This window comes from Spirillospora sp. NPDC127506 (assembly GCF_040302145.1).
Taxonomy (GTDB): Bacteria; Actinomycetota; Actinomycetes; order Streptosporangiales; family Streptosporangiaceae; genus Spirillospora.
This window is the reverse complement of sequence record NZ_JBEORG010000041.1, coordinates 34583-55392: the sequence shown is the minus strand read 5'-3', so window position 1 is coordinate 55392 and position 20810 is coordinate 34583. Positions and strand designations below refer to the sequence as shown.

Here is a 20810-nt window from a genome sequence, read left to right as displayed (position 1 = left end):
GGTAGAACAGGTCGGAGATGAACGCCGGTTCGGGTGCGCCGGAGGTCAGCGTCCGGCCGTATTCGCCGACCTCGTCCATGCCCGGCTGGAGTGCCGACGACCGCGACGCCGAGGACGGTGCCGAGGTTGCGGGTGGCGTTGTTGACCGCCGAGCCGACCCCGGTCTTGGCGGGCGGCAGCGTCGACATGATCGACTGGGTGGCGGGCGCCATCGTCAGCCCGATCCCGGCGGACAGCACCATCGAGGCGACCATGTAGTGGACGTAGCCGGTGCCGCCGGACGCGGTGGCGAAGTAGCCGAGCCCCGCCGCGGCGGCCACCAGCCCGGCCGTCATCGAGGCGCGGATCCCGAAGCGGGCGGCGGCCCGGGTGCCGAGCGGGGACGCGACGGTCAGCGCGAGCGCGCCGGGCAGCGACCGGATCCCGGCCTCCAGCGGCGAGTAGCCGAGGACGAACTGGTAGATCTGGGTGAGCACGAACGTGCTGCCGGCCAGCCCGAAGAACAGCACCATCACCGACATCGCGGCGGCGGTGAACCGGCCGTCCCGGAACAGGTCCAGGTCCAGCATCGGGTGGCCGCCGCGGACCTGCGAGAACCCGAACACCGCGAGCAGGACGAGCGCGACCGCGAACCGCAGCAGCGTGGCCGCCGACGTCCAGCCGCCCTCCCCGGCCTGGATGACCGCGTAGGTGAGCGCGCCCAGCCCGGCGGCGGCGAGGGCGGCGCCGAGCACGTCGACGCGCGGGCGGTGCGGGGCGGACGAGGCGGGCACGAGGAACGGGCCGGCGGCGAGCGCGGCCGCGACGACCGGCAGGTTCACCGCGAAGATCGCGCTCCACGAGAAGTGCTGCAGCAGCCATCCGCCGGCGGTCGGGCCGATCGCGACGCCGAGGCCGCTGACCGCCGACCACAGGCCGATCGCCTTGGCCCGCTCGCGCGGGTCGGTGAACACCGCGGTCAGCAGCGCGAGCGTGGCGGGCATGATGAACGCCGCGCCGGCGCCCATGACCGCGCGGGCCGCGATCAGCTGCGCGGCGGTGGCCGACAGCGCCGCGCCCAGCGAGCCGGCGCCGAAGACCGCCATCCCGGCGGCGAGCGCGCGGTGCCGCCCGAACCGGTCGCCGAGGGTGCCGGCGGGAAGCAGCAAGGCGGCGAACACGAGGGTGTAGGAGTCGACGATCCAGGCCAGCGCGCCGGCTCCGGCGTGCAGCGAGGAGGCGAGGGTGGGGACCGCCACGTTCACGATCGTCGTGTCGACGACGATGACGAGCAGCGACAGGCAGAGCACGGCGAGGGTGTACCAGCGGCGCGGGTAGGGCATCGCGGCCTCCGCGGAGGGGGACGGGGCGCCGCCGCGGGCGGGGCCGGTGGTCCGGGGCGTGGTGGGTGTGGTGGTGGGCGAAGACATGTGAGGCTCCTTCGAGATTTGATTGATTGACCAATAAATAGATGGGCGAGAGGAGTCCCGCGTGGAGCGGGAGCGGGAGCGTCAGAGTGCGACGCTGACGTACTCGTCGGGCAGGTCCAGGACCATGCCCAGGTTGAGCAGGTTGCCGGCGGCCATGAACCGCGCCACCGTCGCGCGGTCGGCGCCGGTGCGCTCGGCGATGTGGTCGGAGACCTCCATGAAGCCGCGGCGCATGAACGAGCGGATCTCCGGGTCGGCGGAGGCGGCGTACCCCTGGAGCTGGCAGCGCCGCGCCTCCGTGCTCGGCTGCGTCCGCTGGAGGTTGCGGCTCACCGCGGCGAGCGTCTCCTCCGGGGTGTCGCGGACCTCCCAGGCCGCCGCGAACGAGTCCCGGATCTGCTCGCGGGCGCGCTGGAGGCAGGCGATGAAGAGGGCCTTCTTGTCGTCGAACAGTGCGTAGATGTAGGGCTGGGAGATGCCGGCGCGCTTGGCGATGTCGGCGGTCTTGGTGGCGTGGAGGCCGTACTCGGCGAACACCGCGATGCCGGCCTCGATCACCTGCTCGCGGCGCTCCTCCGAGGTGGTCCTGCGGGTTCCCTGTGCGGTCGTCATGGCTTCATTATTGATACACCAATCAGAACCTGTCAACCCCTCCCGCGGATTTCTCCCGCGAGCCGCGTCCCGGCATGTCGTTCCTTACTCCTCCCTGTTCAATTATTATTACATGTGGCACTGTTAGAAATGTGGCCGACCTGGAGGAGCGCCCGTGACCTACGTGATCGCCGAACCCTGCGTTGACGTCAAGGACCTGGCGTGCGTCGACGAGTGCCCGGTCGACTGCATCTACGAGGGGGCGCGGGCCCTGTACATCCACCCGGAGGAATGCGTCGACTGCGGCGCCTGCGAACCCGTGTGCCCCGTGGAGGCGATTTACTACGAGGACGATCTGCCGGACCGGTGGACGGCCTACACCCGGGCGAACGCGGAGTTCTTCGACGACCTCGGCTCGCCGGGCGGGGCCGGGAAACTCGGTCCGCTCGACCGAGACCATCCGCTGATCGCGGCCCAGCCGCCGGCGGGGGAGGGGTGACCCGCATGGCGACCGAACGTTCCCGCCGCCAGGAAGTCCTCGACATCCTGCGCGACGCCGATGCCCCGCTGGGCGTCGCGGAGGTCGCCGCGCGGCTCGGCGTGCACGCCAACACCGCCCGCTTCCACCTGGACGCGCTGACCGCCGAGGGCACCGTCGAACGGACCGCCGAGCAGCCGACCGGGCCGGGCCGCCCCCGCACCGTCTACACGCCGCGCCCCGGCATGGACCGCGGCGGCGCCCGCGGCTACCGGCTGCTCGCGCAGATCCTGCTCAGCCGGCTGGCCTCGGAGGGGCCCGCCGCCCGGGAGAGCGCGGCGCAGGCCGGCCGCGAGTGGGGCCGCTACCTCGTCGACCGGAAGCCGCCGTTCCAGCGGCTGTCCGGCGAGGCGGCGACCGAGCGGCTCACCGCGCTGCTGGACGACCTCGACTTCGCGCCCCGGCCCGACGGCGACCTCATCCGGCTGCGGCACTGCCCGTTCCTGGAGCTCGCCGAGGAGTACGGCCCGCTGGTCTGCGACGTGCACCTGGGCCTCATGCAGGGCGCGCTGAAGGAGCTGAACGCCCCCGTCGAGGCCGACCGGCTGGTGCCCTTCGCCGAACCCGGCGCCTGCCACGCGCACCTGCGCCACGACTGACGGTCAGCCGGTCTTGGCCACCGTCAGCAGGACCGCGGCGTCCTCCAGCGCCTCCAGGCTGTGCCGCTGGTCCGGGATGATCAGCAGGTCGCCGACCATCCCGTCCCAGTGGTGGTCCCCGGCCAGCAGCCGCACCCGCCCGTGCAGGACGTAGATGGTCGCCTCGCCGGGGTTCTCGTGCTCGGACAGCGACGTGCCCGCCGTGAGGGCCACGACCGTCTGGCGCAGGACGTGCTCATGCCCGCCGTACACGGTGTCGGCGCTGCGCCCGGTCGAGCCGGCGGCGGCGCGCTTCAGATTGTCCCGTACCTGTGCGTCCAACGAGAGCTTCTGCATGGCACCAAGTCTTCCCGTGATCGCCCCGCGCACACGGCCCGGGCTCGCGGAGCCCTGTCACCGGAGCCCTGTCACCCGAGCCCTGTCACTGGACCCCGGTCACCTGAGGCCGGTCACTTGAGGCCGGTCACTTGAGGGGCAGGCCCATCACCGGCTTGCCGGTGGCGCTGCCCTCCAGCCAGCCCTCCCAGGACTTCGCCCACGGCGTCGGGCCGTTGCCGAACTGGAGCTTGCGGGACGTGCCGGTCACCTTGACGATGTCGCCCCGGTTGGTGAAGTTGTAGAACCACTTGGCGTCCTCGGGTGAGGCGTTCACGCACCCGTGGCTGACGTTGTCGTTGCCCTGCGCGTCCGTCGACCACGGCGCCGAGTGGACGAACGTCCCGCTGTAGGTGAGGCGGACGTTCCACTTCGTGGGGATCCGGTACTCGCCGGGGTCGCCGGTGGTCGCGGAGTCCATGATGATGTCCTTCGCCTTCTCCTGGGCGATCATGGTTCCGCTGTAGCTGTCGTGGCCGGGCTTGCCGAGGCTGACCTTCATCGTCCGCACGGTCTTCCCGCCCTCGGTCACCGTCGCGCGGTGCTTCTTGGCGTCGATCGTGGTGATGTGCCGCGGCCCGACCGTGAAGGCGGCGCTGCGGTCCTTCATCCCGTAGACGCCCTCGCCGACCTTCAGGCCCGCCAGGTGCGCGATGACCTTCACCTTCTGCCCGGTCGGCCAGTAGTCGCGGGGCCGGAAGTCGACCTCCTTGTCGCTGATCCAGTACCAGGCGCCCTCGACCGGCTTGGACATGCGGACCTCAAGGGCCCGCTCCACGGCGATCTTCCCGGCCTTGGTGCTCACCGGCCGGGACAGCAGCAGCTGCACCGGCATGCCGACGCCGACGGTCTCGCCGTCCAGCGGCGACATGCCCGAGGTCAGCTTCTTCTTCGGCGTCAGCGTCGTGAACGTGGAGGTCGCGGTGACCTCCTTGCCGCCCTCGCCGGTGCCCTTGGCGGTGACGGTGTACGTCGTGGACGGGCGCAGCGTCCACGACGACTTCCACAACTTGCCGTCGGGCGCGAGCCTGCCTTCGGCCTTGGTGTTCTTCTTGCCGTAGGTCAAGGTCACGCTGGTCAGCCTGCCCTTGTCCGCCGTGACGGTGACGGGCTGGTCGGGCGCCGCCTCCCTCGTCCCGGTCGCGGGCGTGATCGCCAGCTTGACCGCGTCCGCGGCCTTGCCGCCGTCGCCGCCCTTGCCGCCGCCGTCGCCGCCGGACGAGCATCCCGCGACGGCGATGAGAACCGCCCCTGCGAGCGCCGCGCCCGCCGTCCCGGTCCGACCCTTGAGCACCTGAGAACTCCTCACGCTCGCCTGCTCGGCCCGCACTGCGGGTCATCCCCCGGTCAAGGGGTGCACAAGATAATCACGTGCTCAGGTTATGCGCGGTTCAGCGTGCGGCATGCGGATCCGGGGACACTCTTCAGTGTTCTCTCAGCCGGGCAACCTGGACGCGGCGGCCGTGTCCAGCAGGAACAGGGTCCGCTCCCGGCCGCGCGCGCCGGCGACCGGGGCCTTCTCCGGGTCCGCGTCCGCCGACAGGCCGAGGCGCACGGCCTCCGCCTTCGACTCGCCGGCCGCCAGCACCCACACCTCCCGCGCCGCGCGCAGCGACGGGAACGTCAGCGAGATCCGGGTCGGCGGCGGCTTGGGGGAGCCGTGCACGGCCACGACCGGGCGCTCGTCGTGCAGCGCCGGCATGCCCGGGAACAGCGAGGCGACGTGCGCGTCCGGGCCCACGCCGAGCATCAGCACGTCGAACGCCGGGACCGCGCCGCCGCCGGCGGCGAGCAGTTCGGCGGCGTAGCGCTCCGCCGCGGCCTCCGGGTCGTCGCCGTCCGGGCCGTCCGACGGGGCCATCGGGTGCACCCGCGCCGGGTCGGCGGGGACGTGGTCGAGCAGCGCCGCCCGCGCCCCGGTCTCGTTGCGCTCGGCGTCGCCGGCGGGGCGGAACCGCTCGTCGCCCCACCACACGTCCAGGCGGCCCCAGTCGATCGCGTCCCGCGCGGGCGCGGCGGCGAGCGCGGCCAGCACCGCCGTGCCGACGCCGCCGCCGGTCAGCACGACCGACGCCGAGCCGCGCGCCGCCTGGGCGTCGGCGATCGCGGTCACCAGCCGCGCCGCGGCGGCCGCGGCCAGCAGGTCCTGGTCGCGGTGGACGAGGACGGCCGGGGCGCTCACTCGCCCCCCTGCCGCTCGGCCGCGCCCTGCTCCTCCGCGTGCCGCGTGGCCGGCTCGGTCCGCGCCGCCTCGGGGCTCGCCGACACCGGGTCGTCCGCGACGCCCGGCGTGGCCGTGCCGTGCGCCAGGTCCTTGGCGAAACGGACGGCGGCGTCGTGGTAGACCTCGTCGGGGTCGAGCCGCCGCAGCTCCTCGGCGAGCAGCTCGGCCATCGGGCGGCGCAGCAGCGACACCTGCCGGTCGGGCTGGCCCGGCCGGCACAGCGTCGCGACCCGCCCGTCCGGGCGGTGGATCTGGATGTCGCCGCCGGTCGTCGTCAGCCGGACGCCGGTGATGCCCGGCCCCTCCGACACGGTCCGCTGGATCGGCACGCCCAGCCGGATCGACAGCCACGCCGCCAGCAGCTCCGCGCTCGGGCTGTCCGGCTCGGCCGTCACCTCGCCGGACACGATCTCCTCGTGGTGCTGGTCGAGCGCCGCCGCCAGCAGCGACCGCCACGACGTCAGCCGCGTCCAGGTGAAGTCGGTGTCGCCGGGCCGGTAGCCGTGGGCGAGCTGGGCGAGGGTGCCGAGCCGGTCGCGCGCCGCGTAGGAGTCGGTCACCCGGCGCTGCGCGAGCGCGCCCAGCGGGTCCTCCGCCGGCACCTTCGGCACCTTCCCGCCCGGCCACCACGTGACGACCGGCGTGTCCGGCATGAGCAGCGGGACGACGACGGAGTCGGCGTGCTCGGCGAGCGGCCCGTACATGCGCAGCAGCACCGTCTCGCCCGGGCCGGTCTCGCCCATGCGGATCTCGGCGTCCAGCCGCGACGAGCCGCCGCGCGGATCGCGGGAGATCACGGTCAGCACCCGGCACGGGTGCTCGCGCGCCGCCTCCGTCGCGGCGCGGACCGCGTCGTACTGCGCCGACTCGTCGGTCACGATGATCAGGGTGAGCACCATGCCGACGGCGGGGCCGCCCATCAGGTGCCGGGACTGCGTCAGCGCGTCCTGGATCTTGCGGGTGGTGGTTCCGGTGAGATCGATGTTCATTAGAGCCGCCTCCAGGTGCGCCCGTCCCGCGCCATCAGCTCATCGGCGCTGGCGGGCCCGTAGCCGCCGGACTTGTACTGGTCGAGGCCGCTGCGGCTCGCCCAGTACTCGGTGATCGGGTCGAGGATCTTCCAGGACAGCTCGACCTCCTCCTGCCGGGGGAACAGCGGCGGGTCGCCGATCAGCACGTCCAGCAGCAGCCGCTCGTACGCCTCGGGGGAGGTCTCGGTGAACGACTCCCCGTAGGCGAAGTCCATGTTGACGTCGCGGATCTCCATCGAGGTGCCGGGCACCTTCGAGCCGAACCGGACGGTGATGCCCTCGTCCGGCTGCACCCGCATCACCAGCGCGTTCTGCCCGAGCTCCTCGGTGTCGGTCTGCGAGAACGGCAGGTGCGGCGCCTTCTGGAACACCATCGCGACCTCGGTCACCCGGCGGCTCAGCCGCTTGCCGGTGCGCAGGTAGAACGGGACGCCGGCCCAGCGGCGGTTCTCGATCTCCAGCTTGATCGCGGCGTAGGTCTCGGTGCGGGAGTCGGCCGGGATGCCGTCCTCCTCCAGGTAGCCCTTGACGTTCACGCCGCCCTGCCAGCCCGCCGCGTACTGCCCGCGCGCCGTGGACTCGGCGATGTTGCCGGGCACCCGCACCGACGAGAGGATCTTCGCCTTCTCGGCGCGGACGGCCTCCGCGCGGAACGAGGTGGGCTCCTCCATCGCGGTCAGCGCCAGCAGCTGCAGCAGGTGGTTCTGGATGACGTCGCGGGCGGCGCCGATGCCGTCGTAGTAGCCGGCCCGGCCGCCGATCCCGATGTCCTCGGCCATCGTGATCTGCACGTGGTCGACGAACGAGCGGTTCCAGATCGGCTCGAACATGGTGTTGGCGAACCGCAGCGCCAGGATGTTCTGCACCGTCTCCTTGCCGAGGTAGTGGTCGATCCGGAAGATCGACTCCTCGGGGAAGACGCGGTGCACGGTGTCGTTCAGCTCCACCGCCGTCTTCAGGTCGCTGCCGAACGGCTTCTCGATCACGACCCGGCGCCAGGAGCCGTCCTTGCGGTCGGCCAGGCCGCTGCGCTGCAGCTGCTCGACGACCTGCGGGAAGAACTTCGGCGGGATCGACAGGTAGAAGGCGTAGTTGCCGCCGGTGCCGCGGCTCTCGTCCAGCTCCTTGACCGCCATCGACAGCGCGTCGAACGCGCCCGGGTCGGAGAACTCGCCGGGCACGAAGTGCATGCCCTCCGACAGGTGCGTCCACACGTCCTCGCGGAACGGGGTCCGCGCGTGCGCCTTGACCGACTCGTAGGCGATCTGCCGGAAGTCCTCGTTCTCCCAGTCGCGGCGCGCGAAGCCCACCAGGGAGAAGCCCGGCGGCAGCAGCCCCCTGTTCGCCAGGTCGTAGATCGCCGGAAGCAGCTTCTTGCGGGACAGATCGCCGGTGACCCCGAACAGCACGAGCACGCACGGCCCGGCCACCCGCGGCAGGCGCTTGTCCCGCGGGTCGCGGAGCGGATTGGCTGGGTTGGTCACGTGGCCCCCTCTGATCGGACTGCGCCTTCTCGTCTCAGTACTGCAAGCATCCTGCCCCAACTCGCTTCGCGGACCCGAATTCCGGGCGTGAGCGGACGGCTCTCCCCGTCGTCCCCCAGGTATACGCGCGTGCCCGCTTGATCATTCCCCGAACGGGATCACGGCCTGCGCGCCCCCGCCACCGCGCGGACCGCCTCGGTCAGCCGCCCCGCTCCCTCGATCGGGTCGCGCAGGTGCAGCCGGATCACCGGCAGCCGCCGCTCGCGCAGCGCCCGCAGCTCGCCGAGGGCCCGCGCCAGCCGCAGCTGCGCCAGGCTGTAGGGGCGTCCGGGGACCGGGTGCCCGGCGAGCGCGTCGCCGGGCGCCGGGTCGCCGGTGATGATGAGGAACGCGCCGTTGCCGGGGCCGTCCTTGTGCACCGGGCCGGTCGCGTGCGGGTAGCCGGGCCCCGGCCCGTAGGCGACGGGGCGGCCCGACGCGCGGGCCAGCGACGGCGCCAGGTACCGGCCGGAGAAGTCGCCCGACAGGTACGTCATCACCGCCAGGTAGCCGTCGTTCGGCACGGAGGCGACCAGCCCGCCGAGGACGGTCTGCAGCTCCGCGCCGGGCGGCCACGGGAAGTCGGCGTGCACCTCGATGCCGTCCTCGACGTACACCGGCCGCTCCGCCGTCAGCGACCCCGCGGACGCCGTGCGCAGCAGCGTCGCCGCGTCGTCCTCCGCCTCCTGCACGACCGTGCTGCCCGCCTCGAACGGGTTCACGCCGAGCAGCCACCCGGCGACCGCCGTCGCGTACTCCCACAGCAGGAACTGCGCGCCGAGCGGCGCCCACACCGAGGTGTCGGAGTCGTCCCGCGCCGCCGACCCGGGGTTGATCGACACGCCGTGCACGTCGGGGAAGTCGCCGCGCCCGCCGGGCGGCTCGAACGCCAGCACGCCGCGGCCCCGCTTGCCGGTGCCGACCGCGAGCAGCTGGCCGATCCACGCGCTCAGCGCGCCCGGCCCGCCCGGCTCGCGCAGCAGCACCTTGTCGCGGGCGAGGCCGCCCGGCTCCTGCTGCGCGCAGCCGCCGATGACCGCGCCGAGCAGCAGGCCCGGGTTGTCCTCGTCCTTCGACAGCGACGGCACCAGCGACGCCGCCTCGTCCAGCAGCCGGTCGGCGTCCGCGCCCGCCAGCACCGCCGGGACGAGCCCGTACGCCGACAGCGCGCCGTAGTGCCCCGGCAGGTAGGGGTCGGTGAGCCCGATCCGGTAGCCGCACTGCCGGGCGAAGTCGTGCAGCGGGCTGCCGTGGTCGGTGATGACCAGGAACCGGCCCGCGATCTCCCGCTCCGACAGGCCCCGCTCCCGGAACGCCTCGGCGAAGATCCGCCGGTAGGCGTCGCCCTCCAGGGACACGCCCGCCTTGCTGGCCAGCACCACGAGCGTCCGGTCGAGCCGCTCCAGCGCGAACGCCAGCGCGGCCGTGTCGCCGCCGTCCAGCACGGTCAGCTCGCCGGTCGTCCGCTCCGGCCCGGCCTCCGCGCCGCCGCCGGCGCCGCCGGCCGCGCCGCCCGTAGCGGCGAGCGCCGGCGCGTGCGCCTCCATGATCGCCTGCGCGGCGAGGCTCTCCGCCCCGACGCCGATCAGCACGATGTGGTCGAGGCCGGACTGGCGCGCCTCGGCGACCAGCCCGTGCACCTGGTTCAGCAGCCCGCGGGAGGCGAACGGCAGGTCGAGCCAGCCGAGCCGGCTGTGGTCCACCGCGCGCCGGCCCCACAGCCGCGGGTCCTTGGCGGCCAGCGCGCCGGGGACGCCGCAGCTCACGAGGTAGTCCCTCGCCCGCAGCGCCGAGTCCAGCACGTCGCCGCGCGTCAATACGTCGAATCCGGACACCGTTCCCTCCTGCCCCCCATCGTTTCAGGAGAGAACGGGCATTCGCGACCATCTCCATTGATCTTCTTTGGTCGCGTCCCGGATCCGCCCGGTCGCGGTGCGTCCGGACCGGGCGGTCAGCCGAGCGCCGCGGCGAGCTGCGCGAGGCCCTCCGCGCGGTCGCGCAGGTGCAGCCGGACCGCCGGGCACCCCAGCGAGCGCAGCACCCGCAGATCGCCGAACGCCTGCGCCAGCTGCAGCTCGCCCAGGCTGTAGGGGCGCCCCGGCACCGGCACGTCGCCGGTGACCGCCCCGGTGATCTGCAGGAACGCGCCGTTCAGCGGCCCGCCCTTGTGGTACTGGCCGGTCGTGTGCAGGTGGCTCGGCCCCCAGCCGAACGTGACCGGCGCCGGGCGCCTGCGCAGCTGCGCGCCCCGCGCGGCCAGCAGCGGGCGCAGCCCGGCCGCCGCCGCGTCGCCGGAGCGGTCCAGGAAGGCGAGCACCGCGAGGTAGCCGCCGTCCGGGACGTCCGCGAGGAACGCCTCCAGCGCCTCGGCGAGCGTCCGCGCGCCGCGCAGCGCGTCCTCCGGGGCGTGCACCTCCACCGCGCCCTCGACCAGTTCCGGCGGCCGCCGCACGACCGTCGGCGCCGCGCCCTCCTCCGAGCGCAGCAGCGCGGCCGTGCTGGCCCGCGACTCCGCGGTGTCCGGCTCGTCGAACGGGTTCACGCCGATCACCCGGCACGCCACCGCGACCGCGTACTCCCACAGCAGGAACTGCGCGCCGAGCGGGCCGGCGACGCTGATCCCCGCCTCCCGGCCCGGGCCCGGCTCGTCCGGGCGGCGGCCGAGGATGACCCGGCGCAGGTCGCCGGCCAGCTCGAAGCCCGGCGCGGCGACGTCCTCCACCACGACCGGCAGCAGGCCCTTGCCCTCCTTGCCCGTCGCCCCGGCGACCAGCTGCTCCGCCCACCCGGCGAAGCCGTCCAGCCCGGAGCCGTGGTCGGCGATGACGAGCTTGTCGCGGCCGCCGAGCGCCGACGAGCCCAGCGCCGCGCCCAGCGCCAGCGCGGGGTTGTCGTAGGGCTGCGCCAGCACCCCCGCGAGCCGGGACGCCTCGTCCAGCACGCCGTCGACGTCGACGCCCGCCAGCGCCGCCGGCACCAGGGAGCGGGCGCCCAGCGCCCCGAACCGGTCGTCGACGTCCGGCTCGGCCGGGACGAGATGATGGCCCGCCTCGGCGGCGGCGCGGGCGGGATCGGAGCCCTCCTCGGCCACGACGACGAACCGGCGCGCCGCCTCGCCGCCGCGCAGCCCGGCCTCGGCGAACGCCTGCGCGAACACGCGGCGCAGCGCCTGCGCCTCGATGCCGCCGCCCACGACGACCACGAGCGTCCGGGCCAGGTCGCCGGCCAGGACGCCCGACACCTCGTGCGGGTCGGTGGTGTCGAGGACGGTCAGCTCGGCGCCCGCGGTGCGGCACATCGCCTCGGCGGCGGCCGCCGCGCCCCCGGCGGCGGCCAGCACGACCCGGTCGAGGCCGGCGTCGCGCGCCTCGCCCGCCGCCGCCGCCAGCCGGTCGCGCAGCGACCGGGAGGTCTCCGGCAGGTCGAGCCAGCCGAGCCGGCGGGCGGCGAGCGGGGCCGCGTCCGGCCCCCACAGCTTGGCGCTCCGGGACGCGAGCGACCCGGGCACGCCGTCGGAGACGAGACGGTCCAGGACCGTCTCGCCCTCGTCGACGACGGCGCCGCGGATGGTGACCGAGATGCCCCCGGCGGTCACCACCGAGGTCACGCGCCGGCCGCCTTGGACTCCAGCTCGCCGGTGATGGAGTCGAGCATGCCCTTCCACGAGGCCGCGAACTTCTCCACGCCCTCGTCCTCCAGGACCTGCACGACGTCGTCGTAGTCGACGCCGATCTCCTTGAGCGCCGCCATGTGCGCGCGGGCGTCGTCGTAGGCGTCCCGGACGCTGTCGCCGCGCACCTGGCCGTGGTCGGCCGCGGCCACCAGCGTCGCCTCCGGCATCGTGTTGACGGTGCCCGGCGCGACCAGCTCGTCCACGTACAGCGTGTCGACGAGGTTCGGGTCCTTCACGCCGGTCGAGGCCCACAGCGGCCGCTGGGGGCGGGCCCCGGCGTCCTTCAGCGCCTTCCACCGGGCGGTGCCGAACTTCTCCTCGTACAGCGCGTACGCGAGCCGGGCGTTGGCGAGGCCCGCCTTCGACCGCAGCGCCTTCGCCTCGTCCGAGCCGATCTTGTCGAGCCGCTTGTCGATCTCGGTGTCGACCCGGCTGACGAAGAACGACGCGACCGACGCGAGCTTCGACAGGTCGTGCCCGTTCTCCCTGGCCTGCTCCATGCCGGCGAAGAACGCGTCGATGACCTCGCCGTAGCGCTCCAGCGAGAAGATCAGCGTCACGTTCACGCTGATGCCGGCCGCCAGCGTCTCGGTGATCGCCGGCAGGCCCTCCGGCGTCGCCGGGATCTTGATGAACAGGTTCGGCCGGTCCACCAGCCACCACAGCATCCGCGCCTCGGCGACCGTCTTGGCCGTGTCCTTGGCGAGCCGCGGGTCCACCTCGATCGACACGCGGCCGTCCACGCCCTCCGTCCGGTCGTAGACCGGGCGCAGCACGTCGCAGCCCCAGCGGATGTCGTAGGTGGTGATCGCGCGGGACGCCTCCTCGACGTCCACGCCGAGCAGCGCCAGGTCGCGGACCTGGTCGTCGTAGGCGTTCCCCTTGCTCAGCGCCTTGGCGAAGATCGTCGGGTTGGACGTGACGCCGACGACGTGCTTGTCCTTGACCAGCTCCGCCAGGTTCCCCGACCGCAGCCGCTCGCGGCTGATGTCGTCCAGCCAGATCGACACGCCCTCGTCCGAGAGCCGCTTCAGAATGTCGCTCATCGTCCTCTCCTAGTTGCCGGTGGTGGCGCCGCGCCCGGCGCCGTGCACGCCGGCCTTGATCAGGCTGGCCTTCGCCGCCGCGACGACGCGCTCGGAGGTGATGCCGAACTGCTGGAACAGCGTCTTGTAGTCGGCGGACGCGCCGAAGTGCTCCAGGCTGACCGACTCGCCGTCGTCGCCGATGTAGGTGCGCCAGCCCAGCGCGACGCCCGCCTCGACGGACACGCGGGCGCGCACGCCCGGCGGCAGGACCTCCTGCCGGTAGGCGTCGGTCTGCTCCTCGAACCACTCCACGCACGGCATCGACACGACGCGGGTCGGGGTGCCCTCGGCCTGCAGCGTGCGCCGCGCCTCCAGCGCGAGCTGCACCTCGCTGCCGGTCGCGATGATGATCACCTCGGGCCGGCCGTTGTCGGCGTCGGCCAGCACGTAGCCGCCCTTGGCGACGCCCTCCGCGGACGCGATCTCGCCGCCGCGCTCGAACGTCGGCAGCTTCTGCCGGGTCAGCGCGAGGCCCGCGGGCCGGTCGGTGTGCCGCAGCACGGTCCGCCAGGCGACGGCCGTCTCGTTGGCGTCCGCGGGCCGGACCACGTCCAGGCCGGGGATCGCCCGCAGCGCCCACAGGTGCTCGACGGGCTGGTGGGTCGGGCCGTCCTCGCCGAGGCCGATCGAGTCGTGCGTCCACACGTAGGTGACCGGCAGCTTCATCAGCGCCGCGAGCCGGACCGCCGGGCGCATGTAGTCGCTGAAGATCAGGAACGTGCCGCCGTACGGGCGGGTGCCGCCGTGCAGCGCGATGCCGTTGCAGATCGCGCCCATCGCGTGCTCGCGGATGCCGAAGTGCAGCGTCCGGCCGTAGCGGTGGCCGGGGAACTCCTTGGTCTGGAACTCCTCGGGGATGAAGGACGGCTCGCCCTTCATCGTCGTGTTGTTGCTCTCGGCGAGGTCGGCCGAGCCGCCCCACAGCTCCGGCAGGACGGGCGCCAGCGACGCCAGCACCTCGCCGGACGCCGCGCGGGTCGCGATGTCCTTGCCGGCCTCGAACACCGGGAGCGCCTCGTCCCAGCCGGGCGGCAGCGTGCGCGAGGAGATCCGGTCGTACTCCGCGGCCCGCTCCGGGTTCGCCGCCCGCCACGCGTCGAACGCCTTGTTCCATTCGGCGTGCTGGGCGCGGCCTCGGTCGGACACCTCGCGGGCGTGCGCCAGGACGTCCTCGGGGACGTAGAAGGTCTCGGCCGGGTCCAGGCCGAGGATGCGCTTGGTCGCGGCGACCTCGTCGGCGCCGAGCGCCGACCCGTGGATCTTGCCGGTGTTCTTCTTGTTCGGCGCGGGCCAGCCGATGATCGTGCGCAGCGCGATGAACGACGGGCGGGCCGTCTCGGCCTTCGCCGCCTCGAACGCCGCCGCGAGCGCGGCCACGTTCTCCTCGTAGTCGCCGTTCTCGGTCCAGTCGACGCGGTGGACGTCCCAGCCGTACGCCTCGTAGCGCGCCCGCACGTCCTCCGACAGCGCGATCGACGTGTCGTCCTCGATGGAGATCTTGTTGTCGTCGTAGAGCAGCACCAGGTTGCCGAGCCGCTGGTGGGCGGCCAGGGCGCTCGCCTCGTGGCTGATGCCCTCCTCGATGTCGCCGTCCGACGCGAACGTCCAGATCATGTGGTCGAAGGGGGACTCGCCCTGCGGCGCGTCCGGGTCGAACAGGCCGCGCTCGCGCCGGGCGGCCATCGCCATCCCGACCGCGTTCGCGAGGCCCTGGCCCAGCGGCCCCGTGGTCGTCTCCACCCCGGCCGTGTGCCCGTGCTCCGGGTGGCCCGGGGTGAGGCTGCCCCACTTGCGCAGCGCCTTCAAATCGTCCAGCGTCATCGGGTAGCCCGACAGGTACAGCTGGATGTAGAGGGTCAGGCTGGAGTGCCCGCAGGAGAGCACGAACCTGTCCCGCCCGGGCCAGTGCGGATCCGTCGGGTCGTGCCGGAGGAACCGCTGGAAGAGAAGGTAGGCGGCGGGCGCCAGGCTCATCGCCGTGCCGGGGTGACCGGAGCCGGCCTCCTCGACCGCGTCCATGGCGAGGGCGCGGATCACGTCCACCGCGCGCCGGTCCTTGTCGGACCACTCAAACGTGTTGTTGTCCCTGCTCACGGAACGCCAGGCTCCTCTCGAACCGGTGTCAAGACCTCTGTGCAGCGTCGTACGGGCGCGCGTGTCCAGCCCCGTGCCGCCGCCCGGTCCGCGGCGGGCGAAGATCATGCGCCACCCCTGGCGAGCCTACCGCGCGGGCGGCCGCCTCATCCTGCAGCGGGAAGGCGCCGCGTTCCGGGGGGCCGGCTTCCCGCGCCTTCAAGCACCCTTGCCCGGACGCCGCGCGGGCTAACCCCCCGCGCGGGTGATCCGGCGGGTGATCCGCGACGCGCCGGGGCGGCCCGCGCGGCCCGGCGGCCGGCGGCCCGGTTCCCGGTGCCGTCCGGGCGCCGTCCCGGCGGCGCCGCGGGCGCGCCGGGCGACCCGGTGCGCGACCTCCGGAGGGGGCGGACTACAGTGATTGCGCGGCTGCCGGCAGTGGCCGCGGCAACAGAGACCAAGCCGAAGTCGCACCAATCCGAGGCCGGCCCGGTAACGCGGGGGCACCGCCGAGGTGGACCGATTTCTCATCCCTAGTTGGACGTGGACCCGATTGTGACGGTGCTCAGTAGCAAGCACGAGATGGAGCTGGACCGGGTGCCGGGGGCGCTCGCGCCGGCCCTCGTGCCGAACCCCGCCGAAAGCGCCGCCCGCCGGACGGTGGGCGCGAGCGTCCGCGCCTACGTGGCGCTCACGAAGCCGCGCGTCATCGAACTGCTGTTGATCACCACCATCCCGGTGATGTTCCTGGCGGCGGACGGCGTCCCCCCGCTGTCGGCGGTGCTGCTCACGCTGGCGTTCGGGACGATGTCCGCCGGGTCCGCCAACGCGATCAACTGCTACATCGACCGCGACATCGACGCCAAGATGCGCCGCACCCGCCGCCGCCCGCTGGCCCGCCACCAGGTCACCCCGGCCCGCGCCCTGATCTTCGGGGTGACGCTCGCCGTGCTGTCCACGGCCGGGTTCCTGCTCGCGGTGAACCCCGTCGCGGCGGCCGGGTCCCTGTTCGCGATCCTGTTCTACGTCTTCGTGTACTCGCTGCTGCTCAAGCGGCGCACCTCGCAGAACGTCGTGTGGGGCGGCATCGCCGGGTGCATGCCCGTCCTCATCGGCTGGGCCGCGATCACCGGGTCCGTCGCCTGGACGCCGTTCGTGCTGTTCATGGTGGTGTTCCTGTGGACGCCGCCGCACACGTGGACGCTCGCGATGCGCTACCGCGAGGACTACGCCGTCGCGAAGGTCCCGATGCTGCCGGTCGTCGCGTCCGAGCGCCGCGTCGTCGTCGAGAGCCTCGCCTACACCTACGCGACCGTCGCGGCCTCGCTGGCGCTGTGGCCGGTCGCCGGGATGAGCCCGGTGTACGGGGCCGTCGCGGCCGTGCTCGGCCTGGTGTTCCTCGCCGAGGGGCACCGGCTGCTGAAGGCGGTGCGCGCCGGGGTGACCGGCGTCCACCTGCGGCCGATGCGGTTCTTCCACCTCTCCAACGTGTACCTGGCGCTGCTGTTCACCGCCGTCGCGGTCGACCCGCTGCTGCACTGAGCCCGGCGCGGCCGGGCGGTCACCGACGGTGACGGACCGGCTTAGCGTTGGACGCGGCGTCCCGTTACGCTCGCGTCATGGCGCGCATGGACCCGAAGGCGGTGCTCGAAGGCCGCGTTCCCGGCAGGCCCCCGGTCGGCCTCATCATCGGCATGACCGTGTCCGGGCTCTGCATCCTGATCGCGTTCGGCGCCGACGCCGCGCTCGGCGGGGCGGGCTTCTGGGTCGGCGTGCTGCTCGCCATACTGCCGATCCCCGTGCTGGTCGCCCTCGCGCTCACGCTGGACCGGCTTGAGCCCGAACCGCCGCGCGCCCTGGTGTTCTCGTTCATGTGGGGCGCGGGCATCGCCGTGCTGGGCGCGCTCGTCCTCAACACCGCCGGGCTGCTGTACGTGACCGTGCCCATCTTCGGCGAGACCGAGGGCCACTTCGTCAGCGCCACGTTCGGCGCGCCGATCATCGAGGAGACGCTGAAGGGCGCCGTCCTGTTCGGCCTGCTGTGGTTCCGCCGCAACGAGATCGACGGCTTCGCCGACGGCATCATCTACGCCGCCATGGTCGGCCTCGGCTTCGCGATGATGGAGAACATCACCTACTACATGCGGGCGTTCGAGGACGGCGGCGCCCAGCAGCTGCAGGCGGTGTTCATCCTGCGCGGCCTGATCGCGCCGCTCAGCCACCCGCTGTTCACGTCCATGACCGGGCTCGGCGTCGCCTACGCGGCCACGCACCGGCGCGGCCAGATCGCCGCGCCGCTCGCCGGGCTGCTCGGCGCGATGATCCTGCACGGGCTGTGGAACGGCGCCGCGGGCGCGTTCGGGCTGGCCGGCCTCGGCGTCGTCTACCTGCTGGACTTCTGCGTCCTGGTCGCGCTGGTCGTCATCGTGTTCGTCGAGCGCCGCGGCACCGTCCGCCGCATCGAGACGTACCTGCCGATGTACGCCGGGACGGGCCTGGTCACGCCGCAGGACGTGCGGATGCTGTGCTCGATCCCGTCCCGCCGGGCCGCCCGCCGCTGGGCCCGGCTCGTCGGCGGCGCGGCCGCCGGGCGCGCCATGACCGACTACCAGCTCGCCGCGACCGAGCTGGCGCTGCTGCACAAGCGCGCCGACCGGGGGGTGGCCGACCAGCGCTGGTTCGTCGCCCGCCGCGACGCGCTGCTGGAGCTGATGGCGCTGGCCAGGCAGGCGTTCCTGCGCGCGCCGCGCCGCGGGTCGGCGTGGCCGGGCGGCCCGCCGTGGGCCGGGCAGGGCCCGTCCGGGTTCCTGCCGCCGCAGCCGCCCGGCCCGTACGGCCGGTAGCCGGGGGTCGGGTCGGGGGTCCGGGGACCCGGCCATACGATTGTTGCCGTGGCAGAGCGACCGTCGTCCGATCCCGTGATCCGAGCCTGGAACGCCGTATGGCGTCCGACCCCCGGATCGCTGCGGCTGCTCGCGCTCCTGGGCGTCATCGGCAACGTGCTGATCGTCCTCAGCGGCGGAGCCGTCCGCGTCACCAAGTCCGGGCTCGGCTGCCCGGAGTGGCCGCGCTGCACCGGCGACAGCCTCGTCCCCACGAACAGCCCCGAGCACCACCTGCTGAACATGTCGATCGAGTTCGGCAACCGCATGGTCACCTTCCTGGTGCTGGGCATCGGCATCCTGGTGTTCGTCGCGGCGCTGCGGCTGCGGCCGCGCCGCAGGGAGCTGGTCTGGTGGTCGCTGGCGCAGCCGATGAGCGTGGTCGCGCAGGCGGTCATCGGCGGCATCGTCGTCCTGACCAAGCTGCACCCGGCCGCCGTGTCGCTGCACTTCCTCGTCTCGCCCGCGCTGCTGGTGTTCTGCGTGGCGCTGTGGGTCCGCGCGGGCGAGGGCGACGCCCCGCCGCGCCGCCTGACCGGCCCGTGGACGCGCCGCCTCGCCGCCGCGCTGCTGGTGTCGTGCGCCGCCGTCCTCGTCGCGGGCACCGTCGTCACCGGCACCGGCCCGCACGCGGGGGACGCCGAGTCGCGCCGCTACGGGTTCAACATCACCGACGTCGCCCGCATCCACGGCGAGCTGGCGTGGCTCACCATCGCCCTGACCGCCGCCGTCATCGTCGCCCTCTACCGGACGGGCGGGCCCGCCGCCGCGAAGCGGCGCGCGATCGAGCTGGCCGCCCTGATCGTGGTCCAGGGCGCCATCGGCTACACCCAGTACTTCCTGGGCGTCCCCGCCGGGCTGGTGCTCCTGCACATGCTCGGCTCGGTGCTGATGTGGATCGCGGCGTTCCGCCTGTTCTTCGCGCTCCGCGACCGGGGCTCCGCCGCCGCCGTGGCGCCGCGGCCCGCTCCGAGCGCCCCGCAGGCCGAGTCCCCGCGGCCCGAGTCCCCGCAGCCCGCCTGACGGCTCCCGTCTCCGGAGGGCCGCCGGTCAGGCCGGCCGGAGGAACTCGCGGAGCCGGTCGAGGGGCCAGGTGTTGATGACGTCGTCCGGGGTGAGCCAGCCGCGCTGGGCGGTCCCGACCCCGTAGCGGATGTTGCGGTGGTTCGCCAGCGAGTGCGCGTCGGTGTCGATGGAGAACTTCACCCCGAACCGCTTGGCGCGGCGGATCAGGTCGGCCGGCAGGTCGAGCCGGTCGGGGAACGAGTCGATCTCCATGGCGGTGCCGGTGCGGGCGGCGGCGCGGAACACCTCGTCCCAGTCGGCGTCCACGGGCGGGCGGCGGCCGATGCTGCGGGCCGTGGGGTGGCCGATCACGTGGACGTGCGGGTTCTCGCAGGCCCGGATCAGCCGGCGGGTCATCGCGTCGCGGTCCTGGGTGAAGTGGGAGTGGACGGACGCGACGCAGACGTCGAACCCGGAGAGGAAGCCGGCGTCCCAGTCGACGTTCCCGTCCGGGTCGATGTTCAGCTCGGTGCCGTGGAGCAGCACCAGGTCGGGGCACCGCTTCTGGAGTTCGGCGATCTGGGCGCGCTGGGCGAGCATCTTCTCGTCCGTCATCCGCTGCATGACCAGGTTCGGCGCGTGGTCGGTGACGGCGTAGTACTCCAGGCCGCGCTCGCGCGCGGCGGCGGCCATGTCCTCCAGGGACGCGACGCCGTCGGTCAGGTCGGTGTGGGTGTGCAGGTCGCCGCGCAGGTCGTCGACGGTGACCAGGCGGGGCAGCTCGCCTCTGAGGGCGGCCTCGATCTCGCCGGTGTCCTCCCGGAGGGCGGGGTGGATCCAGGGCAGGCCGAGGCGCTCGTAGACCTCCTCCTCGGTCTCCGAGACGATCAGCTCGTTCGACTCGGCGTCGAACAGGCCGTACTCCGACAGCTTGAGGCCCGCCTTCACGGCGATCTCGCGGGTGCGGATGTTGTGGGCCTGCGAGCCGGTGAAGTACTGCAGCGCGGCGCCCCACGACTCGGGCGGGACGACGCGCAGGTCGACCTGAAGGCCCTTGGCGGTGCGGATCGAGGTCTTCTTGTCGCCGCCCGCGATGACCTCCGCGGCGAACGGCAGCGCGGTGAACGCCGCCATGATCGGGCGCGGGTCGCGGGACGCGGCGAGGACGTCGACGTCGCCGATCGTCTCGCGCATCCGGCGCAGCGACCCGGCGTGGGCGCACCGCTCCACCTGGGGCAGCTCCGACAGGGCGGCCACGACCTCGTCGGCGACGCCCGCGGCGGCGTCGACCAGGACGCGCTCGCCCGAGCTGCGCATCAGCTCGATGCCGCGGAGGATGTTCTCCTCGGTCTTGGCGCCGAAGCCCTTCAGGCCGCGCAGCCGGCCCTCGCGGATGGCGGCGGCCAGCTCGTCCACCGAGGAGATCCCGAGCTCCTCGTAGACGGCGAGGGCCTTCTTCGGGCCGAGCGTGGGGATGGCGGTGAGCGCCCGCACCCCGGCGGGGATCTGCGCGCGCAGCTCCTCGACCTGCCGGATCGTGCCGGTGGCGGTGTAGTCGAGGACCTTCTTGGCGATCGCCTCGCCCACGGCGGGGATCTCGCGGAGCCCGGCCAGGTCGAGGCCGGCGATGTCGTCGGGGTGGCCCGCGATCGCCCGCGCGGCCTTCTCGTACGCCCTGATCTTGAAGGCGTCCCCGCCGGTGATGGACAGCAGGTCGGCCAGCTCCTGGATGAGGGCGGCGGCCTCCTCGTTCGCGCGTGCCATACGGCCGAGTCTAGAAGCCGGGTCCGACGTTCCCC

The 20810-nt window shown here is 73.5% G+C and carries 17 protein-coding genes; 5 read left to right on the top strand and 12 right to left on the bottom strand.

Annotation, left to right across the window (positions count from 1 at the left end; translation table 11 throughout):
• Together ABTW95_RS29570 and ABTW95_RS29565 are read right to left on the bottom strand one after the other, a co-directional pair.
• Positions 1-1409 (bottom strand): DHA2 family efflux MFS transporter permease subunit (locus tag ABTW95_RS29570; protein ID WP_500227978.1); only part of this gene is annotated, 1409 nt, incomplete at its 3' end.
• Positions 1410-1490: 81 nt separating this feature from the next.
• On the bottom strand, positions 1491-2021 hold the full coding sequence (locus ABTW95_RS29565; protein WP_396448758.1) for a TetR/AcrR family transcriptional regulator: 531 nt from the start codon (positions 2019-2021) through the stop codon (positions 1491-1493).
• Positions 2022-2175: 154 nt separating this feature from the next.
• On the opposite strand from ABTW95_RS29565, the gene fdxA reads away from it, so the two are divergent.
• On the top strand, positions 2176-2499 hold the full coding sequence (gene fdxA, locus ABTW95_RS29560; protein WP_396448757.1) for a ferredoxin: 324 nt from the start codon (positions 2176-2178) through the stop codon (positions 2497-2499).
• Positions 2500-2504: 5 nt separating this feature from the next.
• Positions 2505-3137 (top strand): helix-turn-helix transcriptional regulator, encoded by a 633-nt coding sequence (locus tag ABTW95_RS29555; protein ID WP_500227977.1) that lies wholly within the window; start codon positions 2505-2507, stop codon positions 3135-3137.
• A gap of 3 nt (positions 3138-3140) precedes the next feature.
• Here the strand turns inward: ABTW95_RS29555 and ABTW95_RS29550 are convergent, their stop codons facing one another.
• The 9 genes from ABTW95_RS29550 to tkt form a co-directional block, all read right to left on the bottom strand.
• Complete coding sequence (locus ABTW95_RS29550) at positions 3141-3473, bottom strand: cupin domain-containing protein (protein ID WP_396448755.1); 333 nt, start codon at positions 3471-3473, stop codon at positions 3141-3143.
• Positions 3474-3600: 127 nt separating this feature from the next.
• A complete protein-coding gene (locus ABTW95_RS29545; protein WP_500227976.1) occupies positions 3601-4806 on the bottom strand; it encodes a L,D-transpeptidase in 1206 nt (401 codons plus the stop codon).
• Between the two features lie 141 nt (positions 4807-4947).
• The gene (gene pgl / locus ABTW95_RS29540) at positions 4948-5694 is read right to left on the bottom strand and encodes a 6-phosphogluconolactonase (RefSeq protein ID WP_396448753.1); all 747 of its coding nucleotides are present in this window, start codon (positions 5692-5694) and stop codon (positions 4948-4950) included.
• Positions 5691-6725, bottom strand: coding sequence for a glucose-6-phosphate dehydrogenase assembly protein OpcA (locus ABTW95_RS29535; protein ID WP_500227975.1), 1035 nt, complete (start codon positions 6723-6725; stop codon positions 5691-5693). Before ABTW95_RS29535 ends, pgl begins: the two co-directional genes overlap by 4 nt.
• The gene (zwf, locus tag ABTW95_RS29530) at positions 6725-8251 is read right to left on the bottom strand and encodes a glucose-6-phosphate dehydrogenase (protein ID WP_396448751.1); all 1527 of its coding nucleotides are present in this window, start codon (positions 8249-8251) and stop codon (positions 6725-6727) included. The genes ABTW95_RS29535 and zwf overlap by 1 nt, the downstream gene beginning before the upstream one ends.
• Before the next feature lie 158 nt (positions 8252-8409).
• Positions 8410-10125: a phosphoheptose isomerase gene (locus ABTW95_RS29525; RefSeq protein ID WP_396448749.1), complete on the bottom strand. Its 1716-nt coding sequence runs from the start codon at positions 10123-10125 to the stop codon at positions 8410-8412.
• A 116-nt stretch (positions 10126-10241) separates the two neighbouring features.
• A complete protein-coding gene (locus ABTW95_RS29520; protein WP_500227974.1) occupies positions 10242-11897 on the bottom strand; it encodes a glucose-6-phosphate isomerase in 1656 nt (551 codons plus the stop codon).
• Positions 11894-13009: a transaldolase gene (tal, locus tag ABTW95_RS29515; RefSeq protein ID WP_396448745.1), complete on the bottom strand. Its 1116-nt coding sequence runs from the start codon at positions 13007-13009 to the stop codon at positions 11894-11896. Before tal ends, ABTW95_RS29520 begins: the two co-directional genes overlap by 4 nt.
• Before the next feature lie 9 nt (positions 13010-13018).
• The gene (gene tkt / locus ABTW95_RS29510) at positions 13019-15145 is read right to left on the bottom strand and encodes a transketolase (RefSeq protein WP_396448743.1); all 2127 of its coding nucleotides are present in this window, start codon (positions 15143-15145) and stop codon (positions 13019-13021) included.
• 561 nt (positions 15146-15706) lie between these two features.
• Between tkt and ABTW95_RS29505 the strand changes: the two genes are divergently transcribed.
• The 3 genes from ABTW95_RS29505 to ABTW95_RS29495 all read left to right on the top strand — a co-directional run bounded on the left by ABTW95_RS29505 (position 15707) and on the right by ABTW95_RS29495 (position 19029).
• The gene (locus ABTW95_RS29505; protein WP_396448776.1) at positions 15707-16666 is read left to right on the top strand and encodes a heme o synthase; all 960 of its coding nucleotides are present in this window, start codon (positions 15707-15709) and stop codon (positions 16664-16666) included.
• A gap of 77 nt (positions 16667-16743) precedes the next feature.
• A complete protein-coding gene (locus tag ABTW95_RS29500; RefSeq protein WP_396448741.1) occupies positions 16744-17967 on the top strand; it encodes a PrsW family intramembrane metalloprotease in 1224 nt (407 codons plus the stop codon).
• A gap of 48 nt (positions 17968-18015) precedes the next feature.
• A complete protein-coding gene (locus tag ABTW95_RS29495; protein WP_500227973.1) occupies positions 18016-19029 on the top strand; it encodes a COX15/CtaA family protein in 1014 nt (337 codons plus the stop codon).
• 27 nt (positions 19030-19056) lie between these two features.
• Here ABTW95_RS29495 and polX read toward each other — a convergent pair whose 3' ends face one another.
• Positions 19057-20775 carry a DNA polymerase/3'-5' exonuclease PolX gene (gene polX / locus ABTW95_RS29490; RefSeq protein WP_500227972.1) on the bottom strand — a complete coding sequence of 573 codons (1719 nt, stop codon included), beginning with the start codon at positions 20773-20775 and terminating at the stop codon, positions 19057-19059.
• Positions 20776-20810: the final 35 nt, after the last annotated feature.

What these genes read in the sequence shown, in the direction of transcription:
- ABTW95_RS29565 (WP_396448758.1), bottom strand. Translation starts at nt 2,021, where the DNA reads ATGACGACCGCACAGGGAACCCGCAGGACCACCTCGGAGGAGCGCCGC.
- ABTW95_RS29555 (WP_500227977.1), top strand. Translation starts at nt 2,505, where the DNA reads ATGGCGACCGAACGTTCCCGCCGCCAGGAAGTCCTCGACATCCTGCGC.
- ABTW95_RS29550 (WP_396448755.1), bottom strand. Translation starts at nt 3,473, where the DNA reads ATGCAGAAGCTCTCGTTGGACGCACAGGTACGGGACAATCTGAAGCGC.
- ABTW95_RS29535 (WP_500227975.1), bottom strand. Translation starts at nt 6,725, where the DNA reads ATGAACATCGATCTCACCGGAACCACCACCCGCAAGATCCAGGACGCG.
- tal (WP_396448745.1), bottom strand. Translation starts at nt 13,009, where the DNA reads ATGAGCGACATTCTGAAGCGGCTCTCGGACGAGGGCGTGTCGATCTGG.
- ABTW95_RS29505 (WP_396448776.1), top strand. Translation starts at nt 15,707, where the DNA reads ATGGAGCTGGACCGGGTGCCGGGGGCGCTCGCGCCGGCCCTCGTGCCG.
- ABTW95_RS29500 (WP_396448741.1), top strand. Translation starts at nt 16,744, where the DNA reads ATGGCGCGCATGGACCCGAAGGCGGTGCTCGAAGGCCGCGTTCCCGGC.
- polX (WP_500227972.1), bottom strand. Translation starts at nt 20,775, where the DNA reads ATGGCACGCGCGAACGAGGAGGCCGCCGCCCTCATCCAGGAGCTGGCC.